This is a genomic window from Succinimonas amylolytica DSM 2873, assembly GCF_000378405.1.
GTDB classification, from domain to species: domain Bacteria; phylum Pseudomonadota; class Gammaproteobacteria; order Enterobacterales; family Succinivibrionaceae; genus Succinimonas; species Succinimonas amylolytica.
In genome coordinates this window covers 494,087-520,769 of sequence record NZ_KB899636.1, presented here as the reverse complement: position 1 = coordinate 520,769, position 26,683 = coordinate 494,087, and the positions used below count along the sequence as shown (strand labels likewise).

24 protein-coding genes are annotated in these 26,683 nt (G+C 42.4%); 7 read left to right on the top strand and 17 right to left on the bottom strand.

The window, feature by feature from the left end:
• Positions 1 to 51: 51 nt before the first annotated feature.
• Complete coding sequence (locus tag F557_RS0102315; protein WP_019000646.1) at positions 52 to 933, top strand: mechanosensitive ion channel family protein; 882 nt, start codon at positions 52 to 54, stop codon at positions 931 to 933.
• A 71-nt stretch (positions 934 to 1,004) separates the two neighbouring features.
• Here F557_RS0102315 and pyrE read toward each other — a convergent pair whose 3' ends face one another.
• Positions 1,005 to 1,646: an orotate phosphoribosyltransferase gene (gene pyrE / locus F557_RS0102310; RefSeq protein ID WP_019000645.1), complete on the bottom strand. Its 642-nt coding sequence runs from the start codon at positions 1,644 to 1,646 to the stop codon at positions 1,005 to 1,007.
• Between the two features lie 127 nt (positions 1,647 to 1,773).
• Between pyrE and F557_RS0102305 the strand changes: the two genes are divergently transcribed.
• A complete protein-coding gene (locus F557_RS0102305; protein ID WP_026297706.1) occupies positions 1,774 to 2,667 on the top strand; it encodes a YicC/YloC family endoribonuclease in 894 nt (297 codons plus the stop codon).
• A gap of 72 nt (positions 2,668 to 2,739) precedes the next feature.
• Here F557_RS0102305 and F557_RS0102300 read toward each other — a convergent pair whose 3' ends face one another.
• The 10 genes from F557_RS0102300 to F557_RS0102250 form a co-directional block, all read right to left on the bottom strand.
• Positions 2,740 to 3,807 carry an FAD-binding protein gene (locus F557_RS0102300; RefSeq protein WP_019000643.1) on the bottom strand — a complete coding sequence of 356 codons (1,068 nt, stop codon included), beginning with the start codon at positions 3,805 to 3,807 and terminating at the stop codon, positions 2,740 to 2,742.
• A 106-nt stretch (positions 3,808 to 3,913) separates the two neighbouring features.
• Positions 3,914 to 5,302: a cysteine--tRNA ligase gene (cysS, locus tag F557_RS0102295; RefSeq protein WP_019000642.1), complete on the bottom strand. Its 1,389-nt coding sequence runs from the start codon at positions 5,300 to 5,302 to the stop codon at positions 3,914 to 3,916.
• Between the two features lie 140 nt (positions 5,303 to 5,442).
• Positions 5,443 to 5,718: a hypothetical protein gene (locus F557_RS0102290; protein ID WP_157617728.1), complete on the bottom strand. Its 276-nt coding sequence runs from the start codon at positions 5,716 to 5,718 to the stop codon at positions 5,443 to 5,445.
• 341 nt (positions 5,719 to 6,059) lie between these two features.
• Positions 6,060 to 7,127, bottom strand: coding sequence for a TerY-C metal binding domain-containing protein (locus F557_RS20890; RefSeq protein ID WP_019000639.1), 1,068 nt, complete (start codon positions 7,125 to 7,127; stop codon positions 6,060 to 6,062).
• A gap of 9 nt (positions 7,128 to 7,136) precedes the next feature.
• A complete protein-coding gene (locus F557_RS0102275) occupies positions 7,137 to 8,648 on the bottom strand; it encodes a helix-hairpin-helix domain-containing protein (RefSeq protein WP_044142575.1) in 1,512 nt (503 codons plus the stop codon).
• Positions 8,641 to 9,882 (bottom strand): PP2C family serine/threonine-protein phosphatase, encoded by a 1,242-nt coding sequence (locus F557_RS22895; protein ID WP_211209509.1) that lies wholly within the window; start codon positions 9,880 to 9,882, stop codon positions 8,641 to 8,643. Before F557_RS22895 ends, F557_RS0102275 begins: the two co-directional genes overlap by 8 nt.
• A 906-nt stretch (positions 9,883 to 10,788) precedes the next feature.
• Entirely contained in the window at positions 10,789 to 11,430 is a 642-nt protein-coding gene (locus F557_RS0102265) for a vWA domain-containing protein (RefSeq protein WP_026297704.1), read from the bottom strand.
• A 75-nt stretch (positions 11,431 to 11,505) separates the two neighbouring features.
• Positions 11,506 to 12,144 (bottom strand): vWA domain-containing protein, encoded by a 639-nt coding sequence (locus F557_RS0102260; RefSeq protein ID WP_026297703.1) that lies wholly within the window; start codon positions 12,142 to 12,144, stop codon positions 11,506 to 11,508.
• Between the two features lie 22 nt (positions 12,145 to 12,166).
• Positions 12,167 to 12,853 (bottom strand): TerD family protein, encoded by a 687-nt coding sequence (locus tag F557_RS0102255; RefSeq protein WP_019000634.1) that lies wholly within the window; start codon positions 12,851 to 12,853, stop codon positions 12,167 to 12,169.
• Positions 12,854 to 12,858: 5 nt separating this feature from the next.
• Positions 12,859 to 13,416 carry a TerD family protein gene (locus tag F557_RS0102250; RefSeq protein ID WP_019000633.1) on the bottom strand — a complete coding sequence of 186 codons (558 nt, stop codon included), beginning with the start codon at positions 13,414 to 13,416 and terminating at the stop codon, positions 12,859 to 12,861.
• A gap of 586 nt (positions 13,417 to 14,002) precedes the next feature.
• Between F557_RS0102250 and F557_RS0102245 the strand changes: the two genes are divergently transcribed.
• Both F557_RS0102245 and F557_RS18465 read left to right on the top strand, forming a co-directional pair.
• Complete coding sequence (locus tag F557_RS0102245) at positions 14,003 to 14,497, top strand: peptidylprolyl isomerase (protein WP_019000632.1); 495 nt, start codon at positions 14,003 to 14,005, stop codon at positions 14,495 to 14,497.
• Between the two features lie 18 nt (positions 14,498 to 14,515).
• Complete coding sequence (locus tag F557_RS18465) at positions 14,516 to 15,253, top strand: UDP-2,3-diacylglucosamine diphosphatase (RefSeq protein ID WP_019000631.1); 738 nt, start codon at positions 14,516 to 14,518, stop codon at positions 15,251 to 15,253.
• Positions 15,254 to 15,281: 28 nt separating this feature from the next.
• Here F557_RS18465 and F557_RS0102235 read toward each other — a convergent pair whose 3' ends face one another.
• Genes F557_RS0102235 through F557_RS0102220 form a run of 4 tightly spaced genes read right to left on the bottom strand, consistent with a single transcriptional unit; the run spans position 15,282 to position 20,436 of the window.
• Positions 15,282 to 15,788, bottom strand: coding sequence for a hypothetical protein (locus tag F557_RS0102235; RefSeq protein ID WP_019000630.1), 507 nt, complete (start codon positions 15,786 to 15,788; stop codon positions 15,282 to 15,284).
• Positions 15,788 to 18,556, bottom strand: coding sequence for a DNA polymerase I (gene polA / locus F557_RS0102230; RefSeq protein WP_026297701.1), 2,769 nt, complete (start codon positions 18,554 to 18,556; stop codon positions 15,788 to 15,790). The genes F557_RS0102235 and polA overlap by 1 nt, the downstream gene beginning before the upstream one ends.
• A 12-nt stretch (positions 18,557 to 18,568) precedes the next feature.
• Entirely contained in the window at positions 18,569 to 18,943 is a 375-nt protein-coding gene (crcB, locus tag F557_RS0102225; protein WP_019000628.1) for a fluoride efflux transporter CrcB, read from the bottom strand.
• Positions 18,940 to 20,436 (bottom strand): Ppx/GppA phosphatase family protein, encoded by a 1,497-nt coding sequence (locus tag F557_RS0102220; RefSeq protein ID WP_019000627.1) that lies wholly within the window; start codon positions 20,434 to 20,436, stop codon positions 18,940 to 18,942. The genes crcB and F557_RS0102220 overlap by 4 nt, the downstream gene beginning before the upstream one ends.
• A gap of 225 nt (positions 20,437 to 20,661) precedes the next feature.
• Between F557_RS0102220 and trxA the strand changes: the two genes are divergently transcribed.
• Complete coding sequence (gene trxA, locus F557_RS0102215) at positions 20,662 to 20,982, top strand: thioredoxin (RefSeq protein ID WP_019000626.1); 321 nt, start codon at positions 20,662 to 20,664, stop codon at positions 20,980 to 20,982.
• 82 nt (positions 20,983 to 21,064) lie between these two features.
• Here the strand turns inward: trxA and F557_RS0102210 are convergent, their stop codons facing one another.
• Positions 21,065 to 21,796 (bottom strand): hypothetical protein, encoded by a 732-nt coding sequence (locus F557_RS0102210; protein ID WP_245539378.1) that lies wholly within the window; start codon positions 21,794 to 21,796, stop codon positions 21,065 to 21,067.
• Between the two features lie 200 nt (positions 21,797 to 21,996).
• On the opposite strand from F557_RS0102210, the gene F557_RS0102205 reads away from it, so the two are divergent.
• Both F557_RS0102205 and F557_RS20885 read left to right on the top strand, forming a co-directional pair.
• Positions 21,997 to 22,998, top strand: coding sequence for a D-alanine--D-alanine ligase (locus F557_RS0102205; protein ID WP_019000624.1), 1,002 nt, complete (start codon positions 21,997 to 21,999; stop codon positions 22,996 to 22,998).
• A gap of 291 nt (positions 22,999 to 23,289) precedes the next feature.
• The gene (locus F557_RS20885; protein WP_019000623.1) at positions 23,290 to 24,921 is read left to right on the top strand and encodes an EAL domain-containing protein; all 1,632 of its coding nucleotides are present in this window, start codon (positions 23,290 to 23,292) and stop codon (positions 24,919 to 24,921) included.
• Between the two features lie 93 nt (positions 24,922 to 25,014).
• Here F557_RS20885 and rho read toward each other — a convergent pair whose 3' ends face one another.
• Positions 25,015 to 26,304, bottom strand: a complete 1,290-nt coding sequence (rho, locus tag F557_RS0102195) for a transcription termination factor Rho (protein ID WP_019000622.1) — start codon at positions 26,302 to 26,304, stop codon at positions 25,015 to 25,017.
• Between the last annotated feature and the right edge of the window lie 379 nt (positions 26,305 to 26,683).

Sequence of the window (26,683 nt, the reverse complement as noted above, 5' to 3'; positions counted from 1 at the left end):
CATTTACATCCACACCAGGTGGATACCAGATATCAAAACAAGGAACTTTAAATGGCAGACGAAGCAAACGCTCAGGAAGCTACAAACGCAAAAATTACCGAAATAATTGACAAGTCTATTATTCAGGATCCCATAGGTTATCTTCAGGCGCATCAGGATCAGATCATCAGTTTTGGTCTTGATCTTCTCAGTGCCGCCGCTATCCTGTTTGTTGGTTGGTTACTGGCAAAACTGATATACAAGATCAGCTATACAGTGATGACCAAAGCCAGCATTGAACAGACTGTTTCCAAATTCATTGCCAATCTCATCAAGTATGCAGTTATCGCTTTCGTAATAACAGCGGCTTTAGCCCAAGTTGGCGTTCAAACAGCGTCTTTCGTGGCAATTGTCGGTGCCGCCTCCTTCGCTGTAGGTATGGCTCTTCAGGGCTCCCTTGCCAATTTTGCATCCGGAGTTCTTCTCCTCATATTTCGCCCCATCAAAGTCGGCGAAGTTGTAGAAGCAGCCGGACAGACAGGTGCGGTACAGGAAATCACTATCTTCACTACTACTTTCCTGACCCCCGACAACAAGGTCATTATCATCCCCAACAGTGCTATTTCATCAGGAACAATAATCAATTATTCCCGGATGGAAAAACGCCGTGTAGATTTCTCTTTCGGAATTGAATATGGCTCGGATCTCAAAAAAGCCAAAGAAGCCATTACTAAAATGTTTGAAAATGACGAACGCATCCTCAAGGAAGATGGCATCACAGTGGTGATAGGATCTCTAGGAGAGTCCAGTATAAATGTTACTGCGCGTGTATGGTGCAAGGGAGATGATTACTGGAACGTTTATTTTGACAACACCGAAAAGGTTGTAGCCGCCCTCACCGAAGCCGGAATCAATATCCCATTCAAGACCGTTACTGTTATCAACCAGAAATAATTATACCTGACTGACAGATATGAAAAAGCCATGGCTGAAAACCATGGCTTTTTTATTGCTATGCTTACAGATCAGATGCCGTAACAATCACGATAGGCTTTCATATCATCTAGATGCTCTGACAATTCAGGAACCCCTGAAATGTATTCCATAAGATCGTCCATGGAAATAATTGCCGCTACCCTAGTATTAAAATCCCTTTCCACTTCCTGAACTGCACTGAGTTCCGAGTTTCCTTTCTCCTGACGATCCAGTGCCAGCAATACCCCGCTCAGAGTCGCTTCAGACTTCTCTATAATCGCCATGGATTCCCTTATAGCGGTTCCAGCAGTAATTACATCGTCCACTAGAACAACCCGACCAGCTAAAGGAGAACCTACTAAATTACCGCCTTCTCCATGATCCTTGGCCTCTTTCCTGTTGAAGATCCACGGTACTTCACCGCCATATTTGCGAGAATATGCCACGGCCAGAGAAGTGACAATGGGAATTCCCTTGTATGCCGGACCAAACAGCAAATCAAAATCCAGTTTGGAATCATGAAGAGCGTCCGCATAAAACTCTCCAAGAAGCCCTAAATCTCTTCCTGAACAGAAAAGCCCAGCATTAAAAAAATAGGGACTAACCCTGCCGGATTTTAAAGTAAAACTGCCAAACCTCAGCACCTTTCTGCTCAATGCCAATTCGATAAAAGATTTCTTATAGTCCTTCATTTCCGCACCTCCATTACTGAAAATACATTGTACACGAATAAAGACAGCATAATGTGTGATATTATGAATCACAGAAAAAAATCTCCGGAAATGGAATAATAAAATCTACATTAACAAGGGAAATCCTATGATTAGAAGTATGACCGGCTTTTCTAGCAAGGAAGTTAAAACTGAACATTATCAAATATCACTGTCTTTGAAATCGGTAAATTCGAGATACCTAGATATGTTTTTCGTTTATCCTGATTCTCCTGAACCAATCAGTATGGAAATGGCCCTCAGGGAACAACTAAGAAACCGGATCTCCCGCGGTAAACTTACTTTGGTCATTAACGTCAAAAAGGTTTCTGCAGACAATCAGCTGACGCTGAATCAGGAACTGACCCGAAGCCTTGTTAAAAACATTCAGGAAATCAGCCGCATAAGTAACGAAATTAATGACAAAATTCCCGACGAAGATATTACCGTCAATGCACTGGATATCCTGAATTTTCCTGGAGTCCTTGGAAATTCGAAAGGGCATATTGAAGAATTAGAAAGCGCTCTCCGAGAAACACTGGAAGATGTTATCGACGAATTCAACGATTCCCGTGAATGCGAAGGCAGAAAACTGGAAGAATTCCTCAACAATCACCTTGAAACAATTGCAAATCATGTCTCAGAAATAAGGTGCAGACTTCCAAACATAATTGAATGGCAAAGAAAGAAAATTTCCAGTTTCGCTCTGGAACAGTCAGTAAAACTTGATAACTCTATACTAGAACAGGAAATCATCCTGTTTGCTCAGCGTATCGACATAGCTGAAGAATTAAACCGCCTGACTTCCCACATTTCACAGACCCGGGATATTCTCAAAAAAGGTGGCGTTATCGGCAAAAGGCTGGATTTTATGATGCAGGAATTCAACAGGGAATCAAACACCATTGCTTCAAAATCGGTCAATGCAGAAATTACCAGTACAGCAGTAGATCTCAAAGTCCAGATTGAGCAGATGCGGGAACAAATTCAGAATATTGAATAATACAAAGATAATCTCGTTTCCATGCCGACTCTTTACTGAAGAGAAGAAGCACAGATCTCATAATAACTAGTTTTATTCCGCCCTTTTAAGAGAGGATAAGCCAGACTGCATGATAAGATTTCTTAAAAAATGCCTCATAATAAAAGGTTTTTTAAGAAGCTTCAGAATCAGCTTTCCTCTTAGAAGGCGTGTCGCTCTGCTATAATCCTTCAATGTCACTTCTGGCCTGTGATTAAACAGTTCAGCTAGAAGATACGCACTGTTAAAGGCATAGCTCATGCCCTCCAGAGATGACGGACTTATAAACCCCGCAGCCTCTCCTATCAAAAAGCACCTACCTTTGCCAATACGGAACTGCCAAGGATGTCTGGGACTCAGTACAAGGCAAGTTTCAGTTTTTTCCGGAGAATTCAGCTTCAAACCATACTCTGTCAGTTTTTCCTTAAGTTTTCGGAACCTGTCACGGGCTCCCTTTAACGGAAAAGCACCTCCCAAGATAAAGTAATCATCCTTTGAAACTCCCCATGAATAGCAGTCAGTCAAGGTCTTATCGAAAAAACAGGAATATGTTGGCGCCCCGTGTTTAGCCAAAAACCATTGCTGTATTGCCAGATAGGACCGAATTCTATGTTTCGGAAACAGCACATGTCTCACCACGGAATTTGCTCCGTCCGCTCCGACAATGTATCTGGCACAATAAGTATTCCTGACATTGTTTTCTATTACAGATATTTCGTAACAATCCCCCACATCCTTAAAATCAACCACAGAAACTCCATTGTGAACTTCCACATTATCCTTAATCAGAGACTTAAGCCAGCAATCAAATTTATGCCTATCCATGTTCAGGTAAAATCTCTGGTAATGCCTCTCATTTCCGGTTGCCAGATCCACCGTCCTTACTGCAAATACCTGAGGGTTTACCAGTACACTTACAGGAAGGGGCAGTCCAAACATGGCAAAGCATTTCTGGGCATCCTCTGCCAAAAGTCCACCGCAAGGCTTTCGAAAACTGTTTCCGGTACCATCTTTTTTGTCTAAGGCTATTATCTTAAGGGATGAATTCAATAGCCTAGCAAAAGTCGCACCGGCAGGTCCCAGTCCGATAACAGCAATATCAAAAACCTCCTTATCTGCCATACTACCCCCAAAAAAATGCAGCCCCCGGGATTCTCTCCATTTTTAGAGAGTTCAGAGGGCTCAGAAATTATAAAACTCAGTCAGACTACATATATTACGTTCAGAATCAATCCTTTCTTCTCCAGGTTGTTCCAGATGGTCCATCCTCTATAAGAATTCCCATGTCCTGAAGCTCGTTTCGTGCCCGGTCTGCTTCTGCCCAGTTTTTGTTTTTTCTGGCTTCAGCTCTTTTTCGGATAAGATCTTCAATCTTTGCTGTATCCAGATCCCCAGAAGGAATATCATTTCCTTTTATGTAAGATTCAGGATCTTTTTCAAGGAGGCCCAGAACTCCTCCCAGTTTCCTGAGAAGTCCTGCCAAAGCAGACGCATCATTACGGTTTTCAGATTTCGCAATATTAAGATCCTTTGCCAGCTCAAACAGTACTGAATATGCCTCTGGGGTATTAAAATCATCATCCATAGCCTTTCTGAAGTTGTCCTCGTAAACTGAGCCTGTCTGCGGCTCGGCCGGAACAACATCTCTCAATGCCGTATACAGTCTCAGGAGAGCTGCTCTGGACTGACGGATATTATCTTCGGAATAATTCAGCTGTCCGCGATACTGTGCACTCATTAGGAAGTAGCGCAAAGTTTCACCGTCATATTTATCAAGCAAATCCCTGATGGTGAAAAAGTTGCCAAGAGACTTGGACATTTTTTCCTTGTTTATCATCATCATTCCGGAATGAAGCCAGTAGTGAACATACTTGGTATGCCATCCACAGCAGCTCGGAGCAATTTCGTTTTCATGGTGAGGAAAAATAAGATCTGAACCGCCGCCATGAATGTCAAATTCCTTTCCAAGATATTTGGAATTCATTGCAGAACATTCAATATGCCACCCTGGACGTCCGGCTCCCCAGGGAGAATCCCACATCGGCTCTCCCGGCTTTGACATTTTCCAAAGAACAAAGTCATAAGGATTTCTCTTGGCAGCTTCAACACTGATCCTGACTCCCGCCTTTAAATCATCAAGAACCTGACCAGAGAGTTTGCCGTACTCCGGGAAAGAGTCAATATCAAACATTACATCCCCGTTTTCAGCAACATAGGCATTGCCATTTTTAATAAGCTGCTCCACAAGTGCAATAATTTCAGGAATATTCTGGGTCGCCCGCGGTTCAATATCAGGTCGCATGATACCAAGTGCATCAAAATCCCGGTACATTTCGACGGTTAGTCTTTCAGTAAGGGCCGCACAGGATTCCTGATTTTCATTGGCTCTCTTGATAATCTTGTCGTCCACGTCGGTAATATTTCTGACATAAGTAACTTCATATCCCAGATAGCGAAGATAACGAACCACAGTGTCAAAACACACAAAAGTTCTGCCATGCCCGATATGACAGAGATCGTAAACTGTAACCCCACACACATAGATTCCTACCTTTCCCGGAACCATGGGAACAAACTCTTCCTTGCGATGAGTGAGGGAATTAAAAATCTCCAGCATTATTTACCTCTGCATACAGAAAAAAACACGCACAAAGCGATATGAGCGCTCTGTGCATTTCCGACCGAACAATTAAAAAACTGAAATCAGCCCCTAATTTTAAAGTCTAAAAATTTGGTTAGCAAGTCTGACTCGAGATGTTATTTAAAGGCATTCCTGAGATCGTCTGCAGCTTTTATGGTCTGCTCTGTGTTATTTTTCAGGGTCCCGACAGAACTTTTGGCTTTATCGTACTTATTTTTGGCCTCCAAAGCGTTCTTTACAGAATCTGGAGTCCCAGTAGCATTTGCTGCCTTGCCCTTAACATACTCTGTGGCTTTATTACGGGCATAATCCGCAGTCTTGTCTGCGGCAGTATCTGCAAGAGATTTTCCACTGACCTGAGAAGAACTTGAAACATTCTTTAACTGATTCATGCCAGAATCAACCTGATCTATCCCTCTGATAATCTTATCAGCACCGGTGCCCTGCAAAGCACTTGCAGCTTAGTTCTTTGCCTCCTGTTTGGCCACATCTTTGGCAACATCGGCTACCGCATTTTCAAGAACATCCGCCATAACAGGAGTCGCCATCAAAACTGTTACAGCCAGAAGCACTTTTAACTTGTTTATTTCTCCTCCTTAACCAACAACACCGTTTTTACAGCCAGAGTGATTATAGCAAGTCTCATCAGCAAACGAAAGAATGAATCAGATACCCGGATATAACATCTTTTAGACACTGGTTTTTATACTGCATATAACATTAAACCATCTAACTAACCCAATCCTGTACCTACAGAAAACGAGCCAAACTGGTAATATCCGGTATTTCCGCACCACGGACAGTCAAGCTGCATACATCCGTCCACCGACTTTTCCCGGTCAGGATTACAGCAGAATATCCGGCCGCAGGAACATTTGGTAATAATCACGGGATTATTGCAATGCGGACAATTACAATTATCCTTATGCTGAACTCTGCTCATATCCAGATCAGATCCACTGCCGGTACTTGAGGATAATTCATCGTAGGCATGTTCATCGGGAACCGCAAAACAGCCCTTTTCTAAAAAAATCCCGACATCGTCCTTGCGATAAAGATCAATATATCGTTTCTTATGTTTAGCACACTTTCCTATAACAACCCTGACACTTTCATCTCCGGCAATATCATCACGCCCCGTTCTGCTCTCCTTTTTAAGATTGATTTTATGCACCTTTTCTCCGGCCTCATCCTTCATAAGACGATCCTCGGAAACGATCTTGTTATCACCAACGGCGACGCTATTCGTCTGAATTGAGGCACTGACCCACTTAAAGAATCCCTTCACAGTTTCATCATCCATATCATCCAGAAGATATATCTGTTCAGTAATCTGCCCCAGGATGGAATAATCAAGCTTAGCTGCCAAAGAAAAGGCTATTACCGAAGCTTTTCTGGAATATTCATTACGCCATTTATCGAATACTCTTTTGTAGGACGAGGAAGTCGGATTGCCGTCAGTAAAGAAAAAAACCAAGGGTTTCCAGTCCCCTTTTTGGTTAATCGTGGTTTTTACAACATTACGATCAATTTCCCGCATAAGACAGGTAAAAGCCTCTCCATAATCAGTTCCACCACCCAAGGGGAGTCTGGGAATGTTCAGAGAATAAACCTCGGTAAGCGGATTAAGGACTTTACATCTCCCGGCAAATGCAATCGTGGAAATAAAAACCGTCTCAAGGGCGTAAGGATCCGAACTCAGCTCCTTCACAATCATCTGAAGCCCCTTATCTACCTTGGGCAGATCAGCTACCATGGATTCAGAAACATCAACAACAAAAAAGATCGGTAACCTTCTCACATCATTCTCCTAATTTTTAACTATCTGAACCACACAAAGCCTAGAGGAAACACTAGTACCAAACAGGATCTTTCGTCCCTCAGTGAGCGGCACACTTTGTCCTATCGGAATCTGTTTCTTATTACTTGCATCTGAAACATCATATAAATCGTCCATACAGCGATTAATCAAAATCCATGAACCATGATGAAGATGAAAATCTCCCACCGGCTTCTTATCGGCATCGGTGAGTTTCTCGTTAGGATGGATATTTTTGTCAATATGCCACTTATAAAGAGACTGCTTGCTGAATACCATGAGACGCGCATTTTCAAACCTGAAAGAATCATTAGGTCTGGGACGATAATAAAAATTCAGGATTGGCAGTTCTCCCTTGTATGCTGTGCCGCAAAAAGGACAAACCGGCTTTGTGGTATTATCGAACACAAACCATTTCTCCTTGCACTGAGGATTCTGACAGGGCTGAATCAAATCCACCGTTTTTATCAGAGCCTTTTCCCAATCATCAGCAGAAGGACGTTTTGACGGATCATGAAGACCATCAATAAAAGCCTTATCAAACAGCGGTTTCAGATAGGGGCCGCAAAGAGTATAGGGCAGCTTATCGACATCTCCCTGCGGCAATTCAAACTTCTCAAGATTTTTAACCACCGGACGATTCTTCCTATTGGTGGGGTGTTCTATAAACAGGGCCTCCCTGCCCATGCAAAGCTCCTCGTCCCTGGCACTATCATCAGGATCGCAAATCATTCCGCCGCGCAAAGGATGACGGTATAGCAGATACATATAAATCAGAACTGCCAGCGCATGTCTATCGGTAAGAATCGAAGGAACTTTTTTACTGGGATCCGTCTTCGCAAGAGCCACGGTTTCCAGCACCTCAGGAGCAATAAAGTCAGGAGTGCCTACAACATCTGGAGGGAATTTCCCCGGAACAACCAGGCCATCAATATCAATGAGGCAGGCATCCCCTTTCAGCGGGTCCACAAGAACGTTTTTGTACGAAAGGTCGGAATGAGCCAGTCCTGCAGCATGCATCCTCTTGACAGCACGGGAAATTTTTATACATACCTGGAGATAATTTAGCCACGTACCCTTCTGATCGTCGTCAAGAATTTTATTCCTGAGCTTGGGAGACGCAAACCATTTTCCTTCCTTTTCTTTTCCTTTGAATCTACCACTGGAAAAAAAGAAATTGGATCTGTATGTCGGAGCTACCACTCCAAGTTTAGTAATTCCCTTATGCTGCCATTCCACAATATGAGTAGGCCAGCAAAACAGCTTCCGCAAATTTTCACCACCTTCCTTCTCAAACAGCTGCTTGGCATAGGTATTAATGATCCTTTCTAGACGTTCTCTGGAATTGTTATCCTGCTCTTTCCTGAAAAAACCAACAACATAGGACTTATCGGGACTGAAATACACGTCCTTCATTGCTCCAGAACCAATAGCCTCTGATGAGTCAAACTCAATGGAGGAACCATCAAGAGCAGTTAATCTAACAATTTTAGTGTCACTCATATTTGTACATCACCACTATAGTCCGATCATCATGATTTCCGACAACCCAGTAATTAAGCCACTCCAAAAGCTGCTTCGATAATTCCAAGGGTTCTGATGACAATCGGATCGGAGGAGAATCATCACCGCCCGTAACGGTAAGATCCTTCCAAAACGCATCCCAGTTACTCTTATCTGACATCAGATATTCGGTTTCAAACTTAGCATCGGAAACGCCGTCAGACATCAGCATTATCGCGGTAAAGGAGCTAACAACGTGGACAGAAATGCGATTTATCAGCTCATTGGCATTGGTAAACAGATTCTTCATAGTTAAAAATCTGGTCTGACCCGCAAACTCCCCGGAATCCGGTGTATTCATCAGCAAAGATCTGTCGTTATAAGGAGTTTTTCCATCCTTGACAATCCTGCTTGAAACCGGTGATTCATGCTCATCATAAACAACAATGGCCCCATCGCCGATCGCGAAGGAAATAACCAGGTAGTAACTTCCAATCTTTTTTGTAACCGCCATCAGGAGAGTCGTGGCAAAATCTTTCAAAGTTACAGGTTCTTCCCGGCAGTTGTTCATAACAGCTTCAATGCTTGATATGGCCGCTTTAACAACCGGAACAATCTGGTAATATGCCAGCTTTTTAATTTCCTTTAAATCATTGATTTCAGGACGGGATTTATCTGAACAAAACTGCTGTATTCCAAGATTTAGAGGATCCTGACTGTCAGACAGCTTTAAATTAAGATCCCTGGAAATGGATTCACAGGCTACTTTTGAACCTTCCCGAGAAAATTTTGCCGAACCTGCACCATCAGCAACAATCAGGATATTCCAGCCCTCATTATCGGTTCTCAGTATTGAAAAATCATCATCCCTCGGACTTCCGACATGAGCATGAGAGCGGCCTCTCTGACTGGCTCCAAAAATTTTCAGCCCTTCATCAGGAACCTCAAAACCTATATTGTAGCTGTCAGGTTTCGGAAAGCTGATATCTGCCGGCGTTGGCTTGTTATTCCACAAGGCTCGGGGATTGACTTTTGGCTTCGGAGCAGGCTTAGGCCGGGAAGATGCGGAATCTGCGTCTGTTTTATTCTTCTGAAGTGTCTGCACAGAAGCGATTGACTCAGGAGTGCTGCTGATGTGATTAACAGAGGAGACAGCAATATTTTCGGTAGGAAACTTCGCAGGTTTAACGGCTAGCATGGCGTCAACGGCAGGATCTTCATCTGAAGCCGTCATTTCAGAATATTCTGGAAATTCACTATCAGTATTCTTTCCAGATTCTAATAACTCCTGAACAGGATCGGACAATTCATTACATTCTGTACCTGCAGTATCAGAATTAAGATTATCATTATGACAGTCTGAACCGCCCTCCGGATCACTTCTGCTTACTGAAATTTCCGGGGGTAATTCGAACACTGCATCGGATTGTGAGAGACCTGCAGATGTCTGATGATGTGAGCTTTCATTATTACTTTCCGAAACACCGGAACCATCATCATTCTCCGTATTTTCAGAAGACAATTCCGAATCATGCTCTGAAATGCATTCTTTAGGAGTGTAAGAATCATGATCCAAAGACGAACACTGGCTGCTGTTATCGGCTTTTTGAAATTCAAAAACATATCTTACAAGAACACTGGGGTAATTTTGTTCTTTTGAAAAAAAAGATCCCTCCAAAGTTACTTTTTTGACAGTTTTTTTTAAATTAGATAAATTTATATTAATAACATTCTTCGATACATCTAAACAATCTTCAACATCATCCAGATGCAATGTCTTAAAAAACGAAGGCCACTTACGATTATTCTGCAAAACTTCAACAATTTTATCAATTTGTTTTTTAAAATCACCAACATCATTGCATTTTATAACTTCATTACCCTTCTTTAGTTCAGCACTGATAAAGTTCAAGACATTTAAAAAGTTTTTACATGCTTCTGTTCTTAAAAAAAGATCATCTGGACTAAGACTAATCTGAATCTTTTCAGACCCGGCACAACGGATTATAAATTCAATTTGCTCGTTCATATCACACTAACTGTCATAAATAATAAAATCATCTGCTAGTGTGAAAACACACCAGCATTAACTTAAAACTTCAGAAAAATGCAAAAAATACCAAACATCCTCGCATGTCTGCTAAAACACCATAATTTCCTCCGGAGGCGGAGGCAGATTTGCGTTTTCATCAATTCCGGTCCCCTGACTTTTATTGCACTCGTCGATGGAGGCTGACACCCACTGAAAGAGCTTAATAAAACTATCGCTGTCAAGATTTTCCAGTCGGTACACTTCAGATGTTAACTTTTTCAAAGGCTCAACCTTAGCCTGGGGACCTGCTGCACAGGCTATCAGTCTACCGAATTTTCTTTTGGACAACTTTTCACACATTTCGTCATAAAGAAGCACATCAGAAGGCTTACCGTCCGTCATTACCAGAAGAACAGGAAGCCAATCCCCCTTTTGCGTTGTGGTATTCCTGATAAACTCTGTGTCGATTCTCTGTTCTAAAAGCTGTAATGCGGCTCCCAAATGAGTCGGACCATAGTCTGGAGTGGAAATTTCAGGAAGCGTCAAATCATCTATGCCAGTTAAAGGAAATAACAGCTTAACCTCTCTGTCAAAAGTGATTATCGACAAATGCACGGACTCTAGGGCAAACGGATCATTGACAAGTGTTGAAATCATAGCATCCAGCCCGACCTTCACCGATTCAATAGGTTCGCCCTTCATAGATCCGGAAGTGTCAATTAACAGATAAACAGGCAATCTTCTGGACATTTTTTCTATATACTCCCTCATGCCAAAGAAGGAGTTCATTTCCTGAACTCCTATACTCTTACTGCTATCAACAGCTTAAACGACTATATTGATTTCATCCGGAGGAGGAGGCAGTTCATCAAGATTGTTAGACTGAGAGCCATTTTCTTCGATCTTCTGGCTTCCTGAACTAATCGATGCGGAGACCCATTTGAAAAATGCTTTGATGGACTCGCTGTCCGTTGAATCAAGAGATACCACATTTTCAGTAATCTTCTTAAGGGTATCCGTATTGGCACCAGCACCTGCAGCACAGGCAACCACTATGCCAGTCTTTGCCTGCTTAAACTCGGCCAGCCCCTTTGACAGATCATCCGTAGGCTCCCCGTCAGTCATAATAAACACCATCGGCTTCCAGTCTCCCTTCTGCTCGCTTGATGTCTTAACAACCTCATTGTTTATGCAATCTGAAACTGTTTTTAAAGCATGACCCAGTTCAGTACATCCTCCTGCAGAGAGAGAAGGCTCTACAACTGAATTAATTTCAGTCAGAGGAACCAACTGCTTTACATCACTGTTAAAGGTAATAATGCTTAAATACGCCGTTTCCAAAGCATAAGGATCACTCTTTAACGCTGATAACAACACACTCATCCCATTTTTCACAGCTTCAATGGGTTCCCCATACATCGAACCGGAAGTATCCAATACTAGATAAACAGGCAAACGTCTCATTTAATTCCCTCCCCCTGCAACATTAAACATAAGACTCTTTAATTTTGTTAATCGTTTCGCAAAGTCCGTCCTCCTTCAAGGCATCCCCTATGGCATCAAATGCCCACTGACCATTTTGCTTCACCAGTTTGCCCATGATCATTGACTTGGTATTCTTAAAGGCGGGATCCGCAGCTACATTGTAAGTGGCATGAATGGTTTCTACCTTGTCCGGTGTTCCTTCAAAAAGACGAATCGACGCATACGGAATTTTCGAAAAATCAGCATTGTTATCCTCATCAACATAATTAAGGAAAAAAATGATAACCGAAACATCCGGATTTACTTTTGAAATGTCAACCTGTATGATTTCATTGTCGGCAGAGGAATCCGTCCCCCCCGCCAAATCATCTCCACTGTGCTGAAGTCCACCCCCCGCAGATACCAGTTTTCCTTTGCTGTATCCATATGAAGCAAGATACTTAGCGTTATAGCACGGCGAATAGATCCAGTCGATCATCTCATGCCTATCGTTAAACATTACACAGCTCAAATCAAGATCAACATCAACTTCTTTGTCAAAAATAAACATTGATTTCTTCTTGATTTTTCCCCATTTGCATCCCACGCAAAAACGCACTATACCAGCACCGGATACATTGCTGCCCCCCGCAGGTGCTGGCAAATCCTTCTTTAGATTAAAACGTCCGCCTTTCTTTAAATTAATCATTGCCTTCAACCTGCATATTTATCAACTAAATAATCCAATTCCTTCTTGTAGGCATTGCCCAAAGCGATAAACTCCCAGCTGCGCCCCTTTCTGACCAGCTTGCCGAATTCTATTAAAGTCATTCCGCCAAAATCATCATCTAGCTGATAACGGGCAATTTCCTTGCCGGTATCCTCATCACAAATTCGTATGTACGCATCCTGAACCAGCCCGAAATGCTGCTTGCGCTGCATGCACTCATAGATGGAAACCACAAAAACAATTTCCTTAATACGGGAATCAACATTGATCAAATCAACTGTTAATGACTCGTCATCACCGCCATCACTGTTACCACCGGTACGATCATCACCACTGGATTTTACAGAACCATCCGGTGAACTTTGATTGTTGTAGAAAACAAAAAACTCATCAGCTGGAATCTTATTATTAGCTCCGAGCATAAACGCAGAGGCATCCAGATCAAACTCTTCTCCAGTATCACTCGGATTCCATCCCAATCCCACAAGAGCATGACTTATACCGATTTCTGCAGAGCATCCTTTTTTTAAATTAATTGCCATAAACACCACCGAAAAATGCATTACAAGCAACAATACTAAACAAAATTAAAACAAAAACGCCATATTGTTGATAACAATACTATGAAATTTTATCAAGAAATAAAATGACCTAACTCACATAAACACAATTTTAATAAATTAGTACAATATGTATTTTGATAAACTGTTTTATAGGGATTGATTTTTAACTATAAAAACAAGGTTGAGAAATGACTCACATACAATTTGACAATTACCCCCAGATAAAATGAGATTCTTAAGAAGATAATCAGCAGATTTCATCAAACTAAAACAGGATTAATTAGCCGGCTAGGGGCCGTAACATGCCACATGTGTACAGCCGACAACTCATAAGCACGAACAAAAATTTGTTGTCTACACCCGAATTCGATAAAACAAAAGCTTTCAACAACCATCAGCTTAAAAAAAATAGAATTTTCGAACTTTTGCCACATCTCACTTCTTAATACACTTTTTATTATCATATCCAAACAGCTTCTCCAAAAACCCAATTTCCAAATTATCAGCGCCGGACATCATTACTTTTGTGGTAGAATTCGATTATCATTAAAGCTTGGAGAAAAACATGATTACGCTTAAAACATCTCTAGGTTCCATCGTTATTGAACCGGACCCGGAAAAAGCCCCGGTCACTGTTGCCAACTTCCTGAACTATTGCAAAAACGGTTATTACAACGGCACTATTTTTCACAGAGTTATCAAAGGATTTATGATTCAGGGGGGAGGACTAACCAGGGAGCTTGATAACAAGAAGGGGCAGTTGGATCCCATAAAGAACGAAGCAGACAACGGACTCTCTAATCTTAAATATACTGTTGCCATGGCACGTACATCGGATCCGCATTCAGCAACATCGCAATTCTTTATTAACACCAAAGACAACAAATTCCTAGATCATGCTGCAAAGGATCTACGCGGCTGGGGGTACTGTGTTTTCGGTAAGGTTATTTCCGGTCAGGATGTTGTTGACAAAATCGAATCCGTAGCAACAACAAGATCCGGTATGTACCGTGATGTTCCCGTTACTCCAATTGAAATCCTTCAAGTAGATGTCGACTGATTTCGATTAAGGATCTCTGTGGCTGTTTACTTCATTGCAGATCTTCATCTAGCTCCGGACACACCGGAGCTTCTAACTCTTTTTACTGACTTTACAGGAATACTGAGATCCGGTGATTCCCTTTACATTCTGGGAGATCTCTTTGGATATTACATCGGGATTGATCCTGACAATCTAGCTCAGATACGGGTGAAAAAGCAAATCAGCATCCTTAAAAGACAAAATATTCCGGTTTATTTCATTCACGGAAACAGGGATTTTCTTCTCAGCAAAAGCGATGCGGAGTATTTCGGTTTTGAACTGCTACCGCAAAAAATGCTAATCAGTATTTCTGGAAAGCAATGTCTGCTCCTTCACGGAGACGAACTGTGCACAGAAGAAATAAGATACACTTGGTTTCGCATATTCAGCCGCATCAGACTCCTTCAAAAGCTATTTATGCTCTGTACCTCAAAAAAGAAAAGAATTTCCATTGCGGAAAACATGAGAAACAGTAGCAAGCTCCGTTTTCAAAACAATAACTATGTAAAAGAGAAGATCAATCTTCCCAAGGCTCTTAGATATCTCAGAGAAAGCAATGCGGAAATAATGATCCACGGCCACACCCACCACGCTGAAGCCTCTGTAGCTCCAGGACAAAGCATTTATGACACCGGAGACTGGAACGATTACCAGTATTCATACATTGTAGCTGACGACACTGAAAAGATGCCGGAGCTCATCATAAGAAGCTCTCGGCTCTACAGAAGATTCTGACAGCTCATTCATTGCAGCAACAACAGCTTTATTTAGGCTCGTCATTATAGAGAGAAACGTCAGGACATTTATCATAGCGGGACTCTATATTCACCACTTCCTTGCCTGACACATCACGGATAATGTAGGTATTGCCGATTTTAGCATGAGCAAAGTTTGTGTTTAGACAGTCCATCACCTGAAAATCAGAGGTTACATCCTTGATAAACTGCTGCATTTCATTGGTGCCGGTGCTAATCTTAAACTGAAAGGTGTAAATCACTGACAAGCCTTTTTTATCAAGTACTACCGAATTCAGCTTCAGAATATCATTGGAATTCTGTTCCAGATTTTCCGGTGTATTCTGAAACTGAGTGATGGCCTCAACATCCTGCAATGCCTCTTCCAGTGGCCGGTTAAGATTTTCGCCAGTATTTTTTTCCTCCGTTTCCTTCTGAGGCACTTGATCAGAAGAAGCAACATCCCCATCTGCAGCGCTAACAGCCATTGTCGCGAAAAGGGAAGCCATCAAAAAAAGTCTAATATCCTGAAACATCAGTGAGCATCACTCCAGTTTTCACCTATACCAACACTTACCTCAAGAGGAACCCTAAGGTTCTCAACGCCAGTCATAATCTGAGAAATCCAGCGGGCATATTCCTCGGCGCACTCAGATTTTACTTCAAAAACCAGTTCATCATGTACCTGAAGCAGTAATTTTATAGTGCCTTCTGGAACGTTTTGTATCCATTCATCAATCTTAATCATCGCCTTCTTTATGATATCTGCGGCACTGCCCTGCATGGGCGCATTTATCGCCGCCCGCTCCAGCCCCTTTTTCTGCATAGCATTTAATCCGCTGTCTCTCAACAGTCCTGCAAACATGATTTTTCTTCCGGAAATGGTTGTCACATAGCCGTTATCCTTGGCAAAATCAGCCGTTTTCTGCATATACACCTTTACTCCAGGATACTGCCGAAAATAATTATCCACATATCTCTTAGCCAGTGCAGTATCTATTCCGAGCTGTTTTGCCAAACCAAAGGCACTCATTCCATAGATCAACCCAAAATTAATGGCTTTGGAAGCTCTCCTTAATTCTGGGGTAACCTCTGAAAGCGAAACACCATGCATTTCTGATGCGGTAATAGAATGAATATCCTTACCTGAATTAAAGGCCTTAACCATATTAAGTTCATTGGCGATATGAGCCATGAGACGAAGTTCAATCTGAGAATAGTCAACGGCCATAATTGAATAACCTGGCGAAGCAATAAATGCTCGACGCACCTCCCTGCCTTCCGGCGACCTGATAGGAATATTCTGTAAATTAGGATCGCACGATGACAGTCTTCCGGTAACCGTCCCGGTCTGGTTAAAACTACCATGTATACGGCCGGTTTCCGGCAGTATTAAGTCCGGTAGCTTTTCCACATACGTAGACAAGAGCTTGCTGTAGCCGCGACAGTCTAGAATCAGTCGGGGCTCCTCATAATTAAGTGCCAGCTCATTCAAAACCTCTTCAGAAGTGGAGTACGTACCGGATTTTGTCTTAGTCTTTCCCGGTAGCCCCAGAACCTCAAAAAGAAGTTCTCCTACCTGCTTTGAAGAGTTTATGTTCACCTTGAAGCCTGCTTTGGTATTCAGAAGATTTTCCGCATCTGCAAGCTTGCTTCGAAGATTACGGGCCTGTTTCCGCAGATTCTCGGTATCAATCAGCACACCAGTTCGTTCCATATTCATCAGGACTCGAACCAGCGGATACTCAATACTTCTGCAGATATCTGCCAGAACCTTATCATTCCGGAAAACAGATTTGAAAGAAGCTGCTATACGAAAAACCGCACTGGCCATAGCAGCCGCGTAAGAAGCTGTTTCCGGGATTCCCTGATGACAGAATGCAACCCTACTGCGACTACGTCCCAAAAAGTCATCCTCAGACATAATGCTCTGTCCGAGATACTTCTCTGATAATGCCGTAAGCTTCATATCCTGCCCGCTATCCAGAATATGCGCGTCCAGCATAACATCGCAGAACGGGGCTTTAAGTTCACCCCCGACATTGCGAATCAGGTGCCACAAAGCCTTAACATCATATCCTATAAGAAAATATCCGCTGCTTTCAATAAATTCCCTCAACCCGGAATACACCACCTCTCCGGACAGCTGAACATACTGAGACAGTCCCTGATGTCCTACCGGAATGTAGACTAGGAGATTTTCTGATCTCACAGCATATCCTACTGGTTTTCTGACTTCAAAATGACCTTCACCAGGAATAATGACAAGGCTGAATTCCTTGACAGCTCTTAACTTTTCAGTAAAACTGGCAAAAGAATCCTCTGCGGTAATAATCTCCAAAGACGGTTCATCCAGTACTCTCTTCTCCTCCGTAACCACCACCGTGTCATCGTTACGAAGAATATATCCAAGTTGTTCTCCAGCAACGTCATCAAAGTTATTACCGGCTTCTTTAAAACCGCATTCTCTGTAAATTTCCATAAGCTTCTCCGGATTTGGAATATTTGGAGAAGCTAACACGGTTAAAGGAACAGGCAACGGTACATCTGTTTTAATAGTTACCAGGACACGAGAAAGACGAATCTTCTCAATCTCTTTAAGAAATCTATCCTTGAAGGTCCCGGCCCCTCTGAATTTCAGTTTTTCCACATCATCAAGATGTTCCATCACTGCATCCAGATCTCCTATGGAATTCAGTACTGCCTGTGCCGATTTATCTCCTATACCTGTCATTCCCGGCACATTGTCAACTTTATCACCCTTAAGAGTAAGAAAATCTCTTATCAATTCCGGAGGAACACCAAACTTTTCAATAACACCGGATCTGTCCAGAACCACTCCGTTCATGGTATCCTCAATACGGACATTTCGAGCCACAAGCTGTGCTAAATCCTTATCACCTGACTCGATAATCAGAGAAATACCCTGTTCCTCAGCACTTACAGCATAGGAACCAAGCACGTCATCAGCCTCAACCCCAGGAACCTCTATCAATGGATATCCAGAGGCTTCAATATATCTGCGAATCCAAGGAAGCTGCTTTTTCAGATCATCAGGCATTGGTTTTCTGGTGGCTTTGTATTCCGGATAAAGCTCCTTTCTGAAAGATGGTCCATGGGCATCAAATACAACCGCAAGAGATGCCCCGGGATATTTCTTTAACAGTTTATTTAGCATATTAATATAAACTCTCACAGCTCCCGTAGGTTCCTTGTTTGAGTTGGTCATACCAGCGCGAATCGTACTATAATAAGCCCTGTATAAAAAATTATTACCATCAACAAGTATAATAGACGCTGTCATTAAAATATCCCCCTAACGCAATGTGCCTAACACAAAATAAAAGCCTATTCCAGTCATTAAAAGACACAATGCCACATTGGCTAAAACATTCAGAATCGCACTAAAGAATAAGCCATTCTGCATTAGTCTGACAGTTGCCAGAGAGAATGACGAAAAGGTGGTAAACCCCCCTAGAAATCCAGTTACAAGAAATAACCGCCAGTTCTGAAAACCGCCACGGGAAATAACAAAAGCTGTTATCACCCCAATCAGAAAGCTCCCCATAACATTTACAAACAGCGTCCCCAACGGAAAAGAATGCACATGACTGTCAATAAACTCCGAACAAAAATGCCGGCCCATTGCACCAAGAGCTCCGCCAGCACCAACCAAAAGGTACGTCATCATATACTGACCTCAAGTTCCCAGCCCTGATTTTTTTCAATTTCCGCCTCCTCCTGAAGCAGCGATGTCACTAAATAATGAGGTGCCTTTAAATCCCGATCCAAGGTAACTGTAAGCTTGTACGGATTTTCCGCCTGAAAACGAAAACACTGTCCCAGTACCAGATCTGTTCGTCCTACGCAAATTATGAAGGCTATTCTCAAAAGCCTGACCAGCTTGCAAGCTGTCTCATAGGAAACTACCGTCTGAAGCTTCAGAACATCAGTATTAATCGCATCCCTTTCATTGCAAAGCAAAGCAGCCAAAAGTCTCTTTTGGTCAATGTTAAAACCTGGCATGTCAATATTGTTGATAATATAGGCGGCATGCTGAGGAGCTCTTCGGTACTCTATACACAACCCCAACTCAGAAAGCAGAGCAGCAGCCTTGTACAGAGAAATTGCAATATCATCATTAAGCCCCCAAGAATCCTTAACGTCACCAAGAGCACTCATAGCCACTGTCATTATTCTCTGAGCCTGTTCTCTGTCCATCTGATACCTGGCAATGACACTGTCAACAGTGCGCACTTTTGTATTTCCGCTGGAAAAATCCCCGAGCATGCTGTAGATAATACCTTCCCTCAGCGCACCACCAGCAAGGCTGATTTCCTTTACATTAAAAGCCTGATAGATCGCAGTCAAAATCGCTATTCCGCCAGGCAAAACTGCAAGGCGTTCCTGCGTAAGCCCCAAAATATGCAAACCGGAAATCGACTCCTGTTTTACAGTTACTTCCTGAAGTTTTCTGAGATAATCCAAGGTCACTTTTTCATTATGACCTCCCGATACAACCATTTCATGCAAAGCCTGCACTGTACCGGAAGCACCGAGACAACAGTCAAAACCGTAATGAAGATATTCGGACGCATAAGGAGCTATAACATCGGATGCCGCACGAATAGCAATATCGTATCTGTCTCTGGTAATCAGACCATCGCCAAAATACCGCGTCTGCCAGATTACACACCCCATGGGCAAACTATGAATAACATGAATTTCTGGACCATTGCCCAATATCATTTCAGTGGATGCTCCGCCGATATCAACTACAAGCATACGTCCCTGTATTCCGGATGTGCTCATAACACCATGGTATATGGTTCGGGATTCCGTCTCCCCGGAAATCACATTGATTTTGTGCTTAAGAATCTGCTCGCCGGTTCTGACAAAAACATCAGCATTAACAGCAAATCTGAGAGTTGCGGTTGCAACGATACGTATATTGGCATCCGGAATATTCTCAAGCTGATCTGCAAAAAGTCTGAGACAGTTCCAGCCTCTCTGCATGGCTTCATGAGACAGCATATTGTCGGTGTTCAGACCGGATGCCAAGCGAACTTTGCGCTTTATGCGGCATACAGCCCGCACCGCCCCCTCAACGTTTCTCACAATAAGAAGGTGAAAGCTGTTTGAACCAAGATCAATTGCAGCGTAAAGAGGTGAAGAGCCAGACATAAAAACCTCTCTCAGTTTTACCCTATCATATTCTTATAATAGATAAGTCATACCTTGTAAACAACAGAAAACATGCCAAAAATATCGTTTTTACAGAATATCTCCCCACATTTCCAACAAAATTGTTCAGTTATCCGAAAATTTGCTACAAATATGCTATAGTCTCGTATTAGGGATGCTCTTCTAGCATTGAACTATTTTATATTAACCACAGAAAGGATTTTTATGGCAGAAGTACTCGAAATTAATGACAGCGAATTTGAAGAGAAAGTGTTTCAAAACAGCAAGCCGGTTCTGGTGGATTTCTATGCCAAATGGTGTGGCCCATGCAGAATGCTGGCTCCTGTAATAGCCGAGGTGGCAGGAGAAACACAGGATATGGATTTCTTCAGTGTTGATATTGAGAAGTCTCCCGCCTTTGCCGCCAAATTCGGGATTCGCAACATTCCGACCTTGCTTTTGTTCAAGGGTAACGACCTAGTTGCCAAACAGATGGGAGCACTGACCAAGCCCCTGCTCCTGGAATTCATAAAACAGGTACAGTAACTATTTCGAATCGATATAAAGCCGTACTGTCTCTGTATGGCTTTTTCGTTGTAGCATCACAGAATATAGTTAACTGTATGCATCATTTTCCATCTCGTTCGTCCCGTTGCTCCTTCAGCTTTTTTAGTACAGCCTGAAATCCCTGTTCCCACCCTCTGCGCGTTTCGGAATCAGCGATAGCGTACTGTTCTTCAGGAATAAATCTTATTTTCGTACCAACCTTGGCTTCAGATCCAAGCACAGCAACCCATTTGGGGTTATATTTTCTGATTGCGGATTTATCCCATTCCAAAACCTGCTTCATCGTAATTTCAAGTTTTTCAGGATTCAGCTTTGCAAAATTTCCAATATCTGTTCCATAAACCTTACTGAGTTCGGTAACTCCCTGATGAGTTGTTCTGTCTAGAGATTTATTGGCATCTGAACGGGCTCTCAGCTGTGCCGTATAGTACCAGAACATAGCGGTTTCATAGTTTCCGGATCTGAATACCTGAACTGCATAGGACATCAGTACAGGCGGTGCAAAACGGTCAGGGTCATTCATAACTTCCTTAATGGTATCCACATCTCCATCTGCAATTTCCTGCATTATCTTCTCTGTTTTTTCAAAATGAAGATCCGCATACTCACCCTTATAACTGTTAATTACCCGGCTTATTTCCCTGAAAGCTTCCTTGGATTTTGCCGCTTCATTATCTTCTTCTGCCACAGGAATGCCATTTCTGTATGTCTGGGTAACACAGCCAGACAGCAAAGCCCAAACCATACAAGATATGGCAGAAAGCAATACAAACCTAGAACCTGATTTATTCATCTCGATATCCCGAACAAACGCTGTCAGCTACGGGGCTAAATATCTTTGACTGCCCCAGCATAAAACCAATGCCGCATTTTATCATGCAAAAGCCACATTACTTCAAATCTAGTTTCGTCAGGATCCTTATATCATGAATGTAACCGTAGTAGTATAATTCGCAAAATATTATCCATAACCAAACATCCAACGGTCAGACAATGTCACAAATCAATATTCTTCTTCTCTGTGGCGGAGACGGTTCAGAGCATGATATATCTCTGGTAAGCGCTGCATATATCAAAGAACAGCTTGAAAAAAGTCAGGATTTTAATATTATCCAGGTGGTTATCCATCGCAATTACTGGGAAACCAGCGACGGCAGCCAGGCAAGCCTCGGAATGGACAGGATACTCAAAACTGAAAAATCACAGTTTAGAGTCGACTACGCAATTCCCTGCATCCACGGAATACCAGGAGAGACCGGAGATATCCAGTCATTTCTTGAAATTGTAGGACTTCCTTACCTCGGCTGTCCTCCGGAAGGAAGTGCTCTGGCCTTCAACAAAATCAGCACCAAGTTATGGTTTAATGCAGCTGGAATTCCAAATACTCCTTTCACTTTCATCGATTCTCCGTCCCCGGATAACTTAAAGAAAGCTCATGATTTTTTCAGCAAATTCGGAGCAGTATTTGTTAAAGCTTCATCTCAGGGTTCTTCCGTTGGATGCTACATGGTTCAGCAAGAGCATCTCCTGGATGATTATATCTCTAAGGCTTTCAGCTACAGCACCTCTGTACTTATCGAGAAATGCCTGAGACCAAGAGAACTGGAAACAGCCGTCTACGAGTACCAAGGAAAACTGATCGTAACTAGACCTGGAGAAATCATTACACCAAACAACAACTTCTACACCTTTGAAGAGAAGTACAATCAGGATTCCCATTCCAGTACTAGAATTGAGGCAGACGTCAGCACGGAAATTCAAAACGAAATTCGAAAATATGCAGAAAAAGCCTTCAGGCTCCTCAAATTAAAAGATCTCTCCAGAATTGATTTCTTCCTCACGGAAGAAGACGGCGTACTTCTTAACGAAATCAATACCTTCCCCGGCATGACACCCATATCCATGTTTCCTAAAATGCTAGAAAATCATGGCGAACATATGCAAGACTTTTTAAGAGATCGGGTTCTGTCTGCCATAAAAAACAATCAACAATAATTATATTTAAGGCCTCTCTAAGATAATGCGAGGCCTTTTCCAGCATATTCCGGAACATTGCCCCTAATACAAGCTTCCGATATTAGTATTCTGAAAGCTTCAGTATTCCATATTTTCTTTTCTTATAGATATTACCTGAATCAGAGATTTTTCAGCGTTTCTTAATCTTCGTCACTTATACAACTTAAAATATCATGAATTATCATAAACAGTGAATATCGTGGCATTTTTCAAAATGTAATTCTGATATAAGAAACATAGTGTTCGTACACACGGTTTAGGATCTCCAATATGAGAATGTCGCGAGAGCAAATTAAAAACAGTCTGGATCAGGCTCTTAAAGAAGAACAGTTCGTTATCTTTATTCAGCCTCAATACAATCACTCCAACAAGGCTCTGATCGGAGGAGAGGCCCTGGTAAGATGGTTTCACCCGGAAAATGGCATGCAGTCTCCTGCAGACTTCATCCCCGTATTCGAAGAAACCGGACAAATACCACGGCTCGACCTCTACGTATTTGAACAGGTCTGCAAATATCAGAAGAGCTGCATAGAACGCGGAGATAACTGCTATCCCGTATCCTTCAATGTTTCACGAGAGGATTTACAGGTTCCAGACTACATAGATTCCATGGAAAAAATCCGTCGGCAGTATGACGTCCCCGTGAGCTTTCTCAGAGTGGAAATTACTGAATCATCAGCAGTAGGAAGTATCGAATTCATCGTTGATCTGGTGGATCGTTTCCATAAACTTGGCTACCTGGTAGAAATGGACGATTTTGGAAGCGGTTATTCCTCCCTCAACGTATTAAAGGATCTCAAGGTAGACATCATCAAGCTTGATCTGAAATTCTTTGCCGGCGAAGTGGGCGGACGCGGAGGAATAATAATCAGTTCCGTAGTTAACATGGCCAAATGGCTTAACACTCCAGTTATAGCAGAAGGAGTGGAAACGAAGGATCAGGCTGATTACATGCTAAGCATCGGTTGCGAACTTATTCAGGGTTTTTATTATTCCAAACCATTACCCACAGAAGATTACCGAAAACTATCCGCCCAGAATATTTTCCAGAAGTCCATCAACCCTAGCAAATTTATAGATAATCTTGATACTGGACGATTCTGGAATCCTGAATCCCTTGAAACTCTGATTTTCAGCAACTTTGTCGGCGGAGCTGCCATTCTTCTTTATTCTAGGGATGGCAACGGTGAAATTCTTCGAATCAACAATAAATACCTCAAAGAAATTTCCATGAATCTGACTGAAAAGGATGTGCTTTCTAATGATCCCTGGAAATTTTTTGACGATGAAAACAAAAGTATTTATCAGAGCACACTTAACAAGGCTATTCAATCCAAAGACGAGGAAGAGTGCGAAACCTGGAGAACATTTGTTTCCGGGTGCTGCTCACCGGAAAGACTGTGCATACTAAGTTCAATTCAGCTCATCGGGATCATGGAAAATAAATATCTGTTTTACATTATGATTCGCAACGTCACCCGCGAAAAACGGATATTTAACGAGATTTATGCCAGCGATCAACGTTTCCGGGCTGCAAGCGAACATTCAAATATCTATGCATGGGAATATGAGATCTCTACCAAGAAAATGCGTCCTTGTTTCAGATGCATGAGGGATCTTGGAGTGCCAGCCGTTGTTGAAAACTATCCGGAACCGCTAATTGACGCCGGAATATTCCCTCCGGACTACGCAGAAATGTACCGGGGCTGGATGAAAAAACTCGAAGACGGGGTTCCGCACCTCGAAGGAATTATTCCTCTCACCGTGGGAAGAATTCCTTTCATGATCAAATACACCACTGAATTTGATAAAAATGGAAAACCAGTTAAAGCCTACGGATCCGCTAGGCTTATTGAGCACGGAGAGCAAGATGCGGCAGGAGGTAAAAAAAACAACGTCTGATTTCTGCCGAACAAGCACATAATTCCGTAAATCAAAAATGCCCAGGAAAAATCCTGGGCTTCTTTTTCTGATCTATAATCTAGCCACCTTCTGTCAACCGCCTGTTTTCATGGCCTTGAAAAATTCATCATTCGTCTTGGTCAAAAGCAGCTTATCAATAAGAAATTCCATGGCTTCGATTTCCCCCATGGAATGTACAACCTTGCGAAGAATCCACATCTTCTGCAATTCCTCTGGAGCCGTGAGAAGCTCTTCATGACGAGTTCCGGATCTGGTAATATCTATGGCTGGGAATACCCGTTTTTCAGCAATTTTACGGCTAAGCTGAAGCTCCATATTTCCAGTACCCTTGAATTCCTCATAAATGACATCATCCATTTTTGAACCGGTTTCAATAAGAGCGGTTCCGATAATGGTGAGAGAGCCTCCCTCCTCCACGTTTCGTGCCGCACCAAAAATCCTTTTAGGCCCCTGAAGAGCATTAGCATCAACACCACCGGTAAGAACCTTGCCAGACGAAGGAATTACAGTATTAAATGCCCTAGCAAGTCTGGTGATAGAGTCCAAAAGAATTACAACATCTCTTTTGTGTTCTACGAGGCGCTTAGCTCTTTCAATTACCATTTCAGATACCTGAATATGTCTCTGAGGAGGTTCGTCAAAAGTAGAAGCAATTACTTCACCATCCACCAACCTTTTCATTTCTGTTACTTCCTCAGGACGCTCGTCTATGAGAAGAACTATGAGATGACATTCAGGATTATTAGCTCTAATGCTCTGAGCAATGTTCTGAAGCAGCATAGTCTTCCCTGCCTTAGGTGCTGCTACAACTAGTCCGCGCTGCCCCTTTCCAATAGGCGAAGTAAGATCGATAACCCTTGCCGTCAGATCCTCTTTTGATCCGTTCCCTCTCTCAAGCCGCATTCTTTCATCCGGATGTAAAGGCGTAAGATTCTCAAAAAGAATTTTGTTGCGAGAACTTTCTGGGGGATCAGAATTAATTTCCTCAACTCTTGTCAGGGCAAAATATTTTTCATTTTCTCCTCGGGGCGGGCGAATTCTGCCCTTTATGGAATCACCGGTATGAAGATTGAGATGCGCAATCTGAGTAGAAGAAACATAGATATCATCAGGTCCCGGAAGATACGAACAATCGGGACTTCTCAGGAAACCGTAGCAACGGCTATTCACATTGCCGTTGGAATCGGGAATAATCTGCAGAACCCCCTCACCGAAAATATCATCGCCGCCCTTGGCTTGGCTTTTAAGAATGTTATAAATGATATCTTTGCGGGTCATGCGACCAACATTGGTTAAACCGAGCTCTTCTGCCTTGGCCACGAGCTCAGGAGTTTGCATATTTTTAAGATCTGTTAGGTTCATAAAATGAATTGAGTGCGAAGACGCATATCCCCCGTAGAAATTGTTTCGGGGCAAACTGCGGATAATTAAAGGAAGATTAAAATGAAACAAAGGCCACATAACCTTGTGAGTACAAAGGGTATCACCCAATGCTAATTTTGTCTAGCAAAACTTGAGATCCATCTCAATATTTAACCCCCCCCGTTACTATTCACAGCCCGTAACACCCCGTAACCCCTTATTCCACCGTCACATCAAAATTTCACCCTGAAATCTCAACATTTCCTGAGCAGTTGTCACTGCCTCTATCAAAGATCCCGCAAACCATTATATTTTCAAGCTTTATTACAAATTTTGTATTAGGTCTAAAGTCAGCACTTTAGGCCTTCTTAAATTTCCA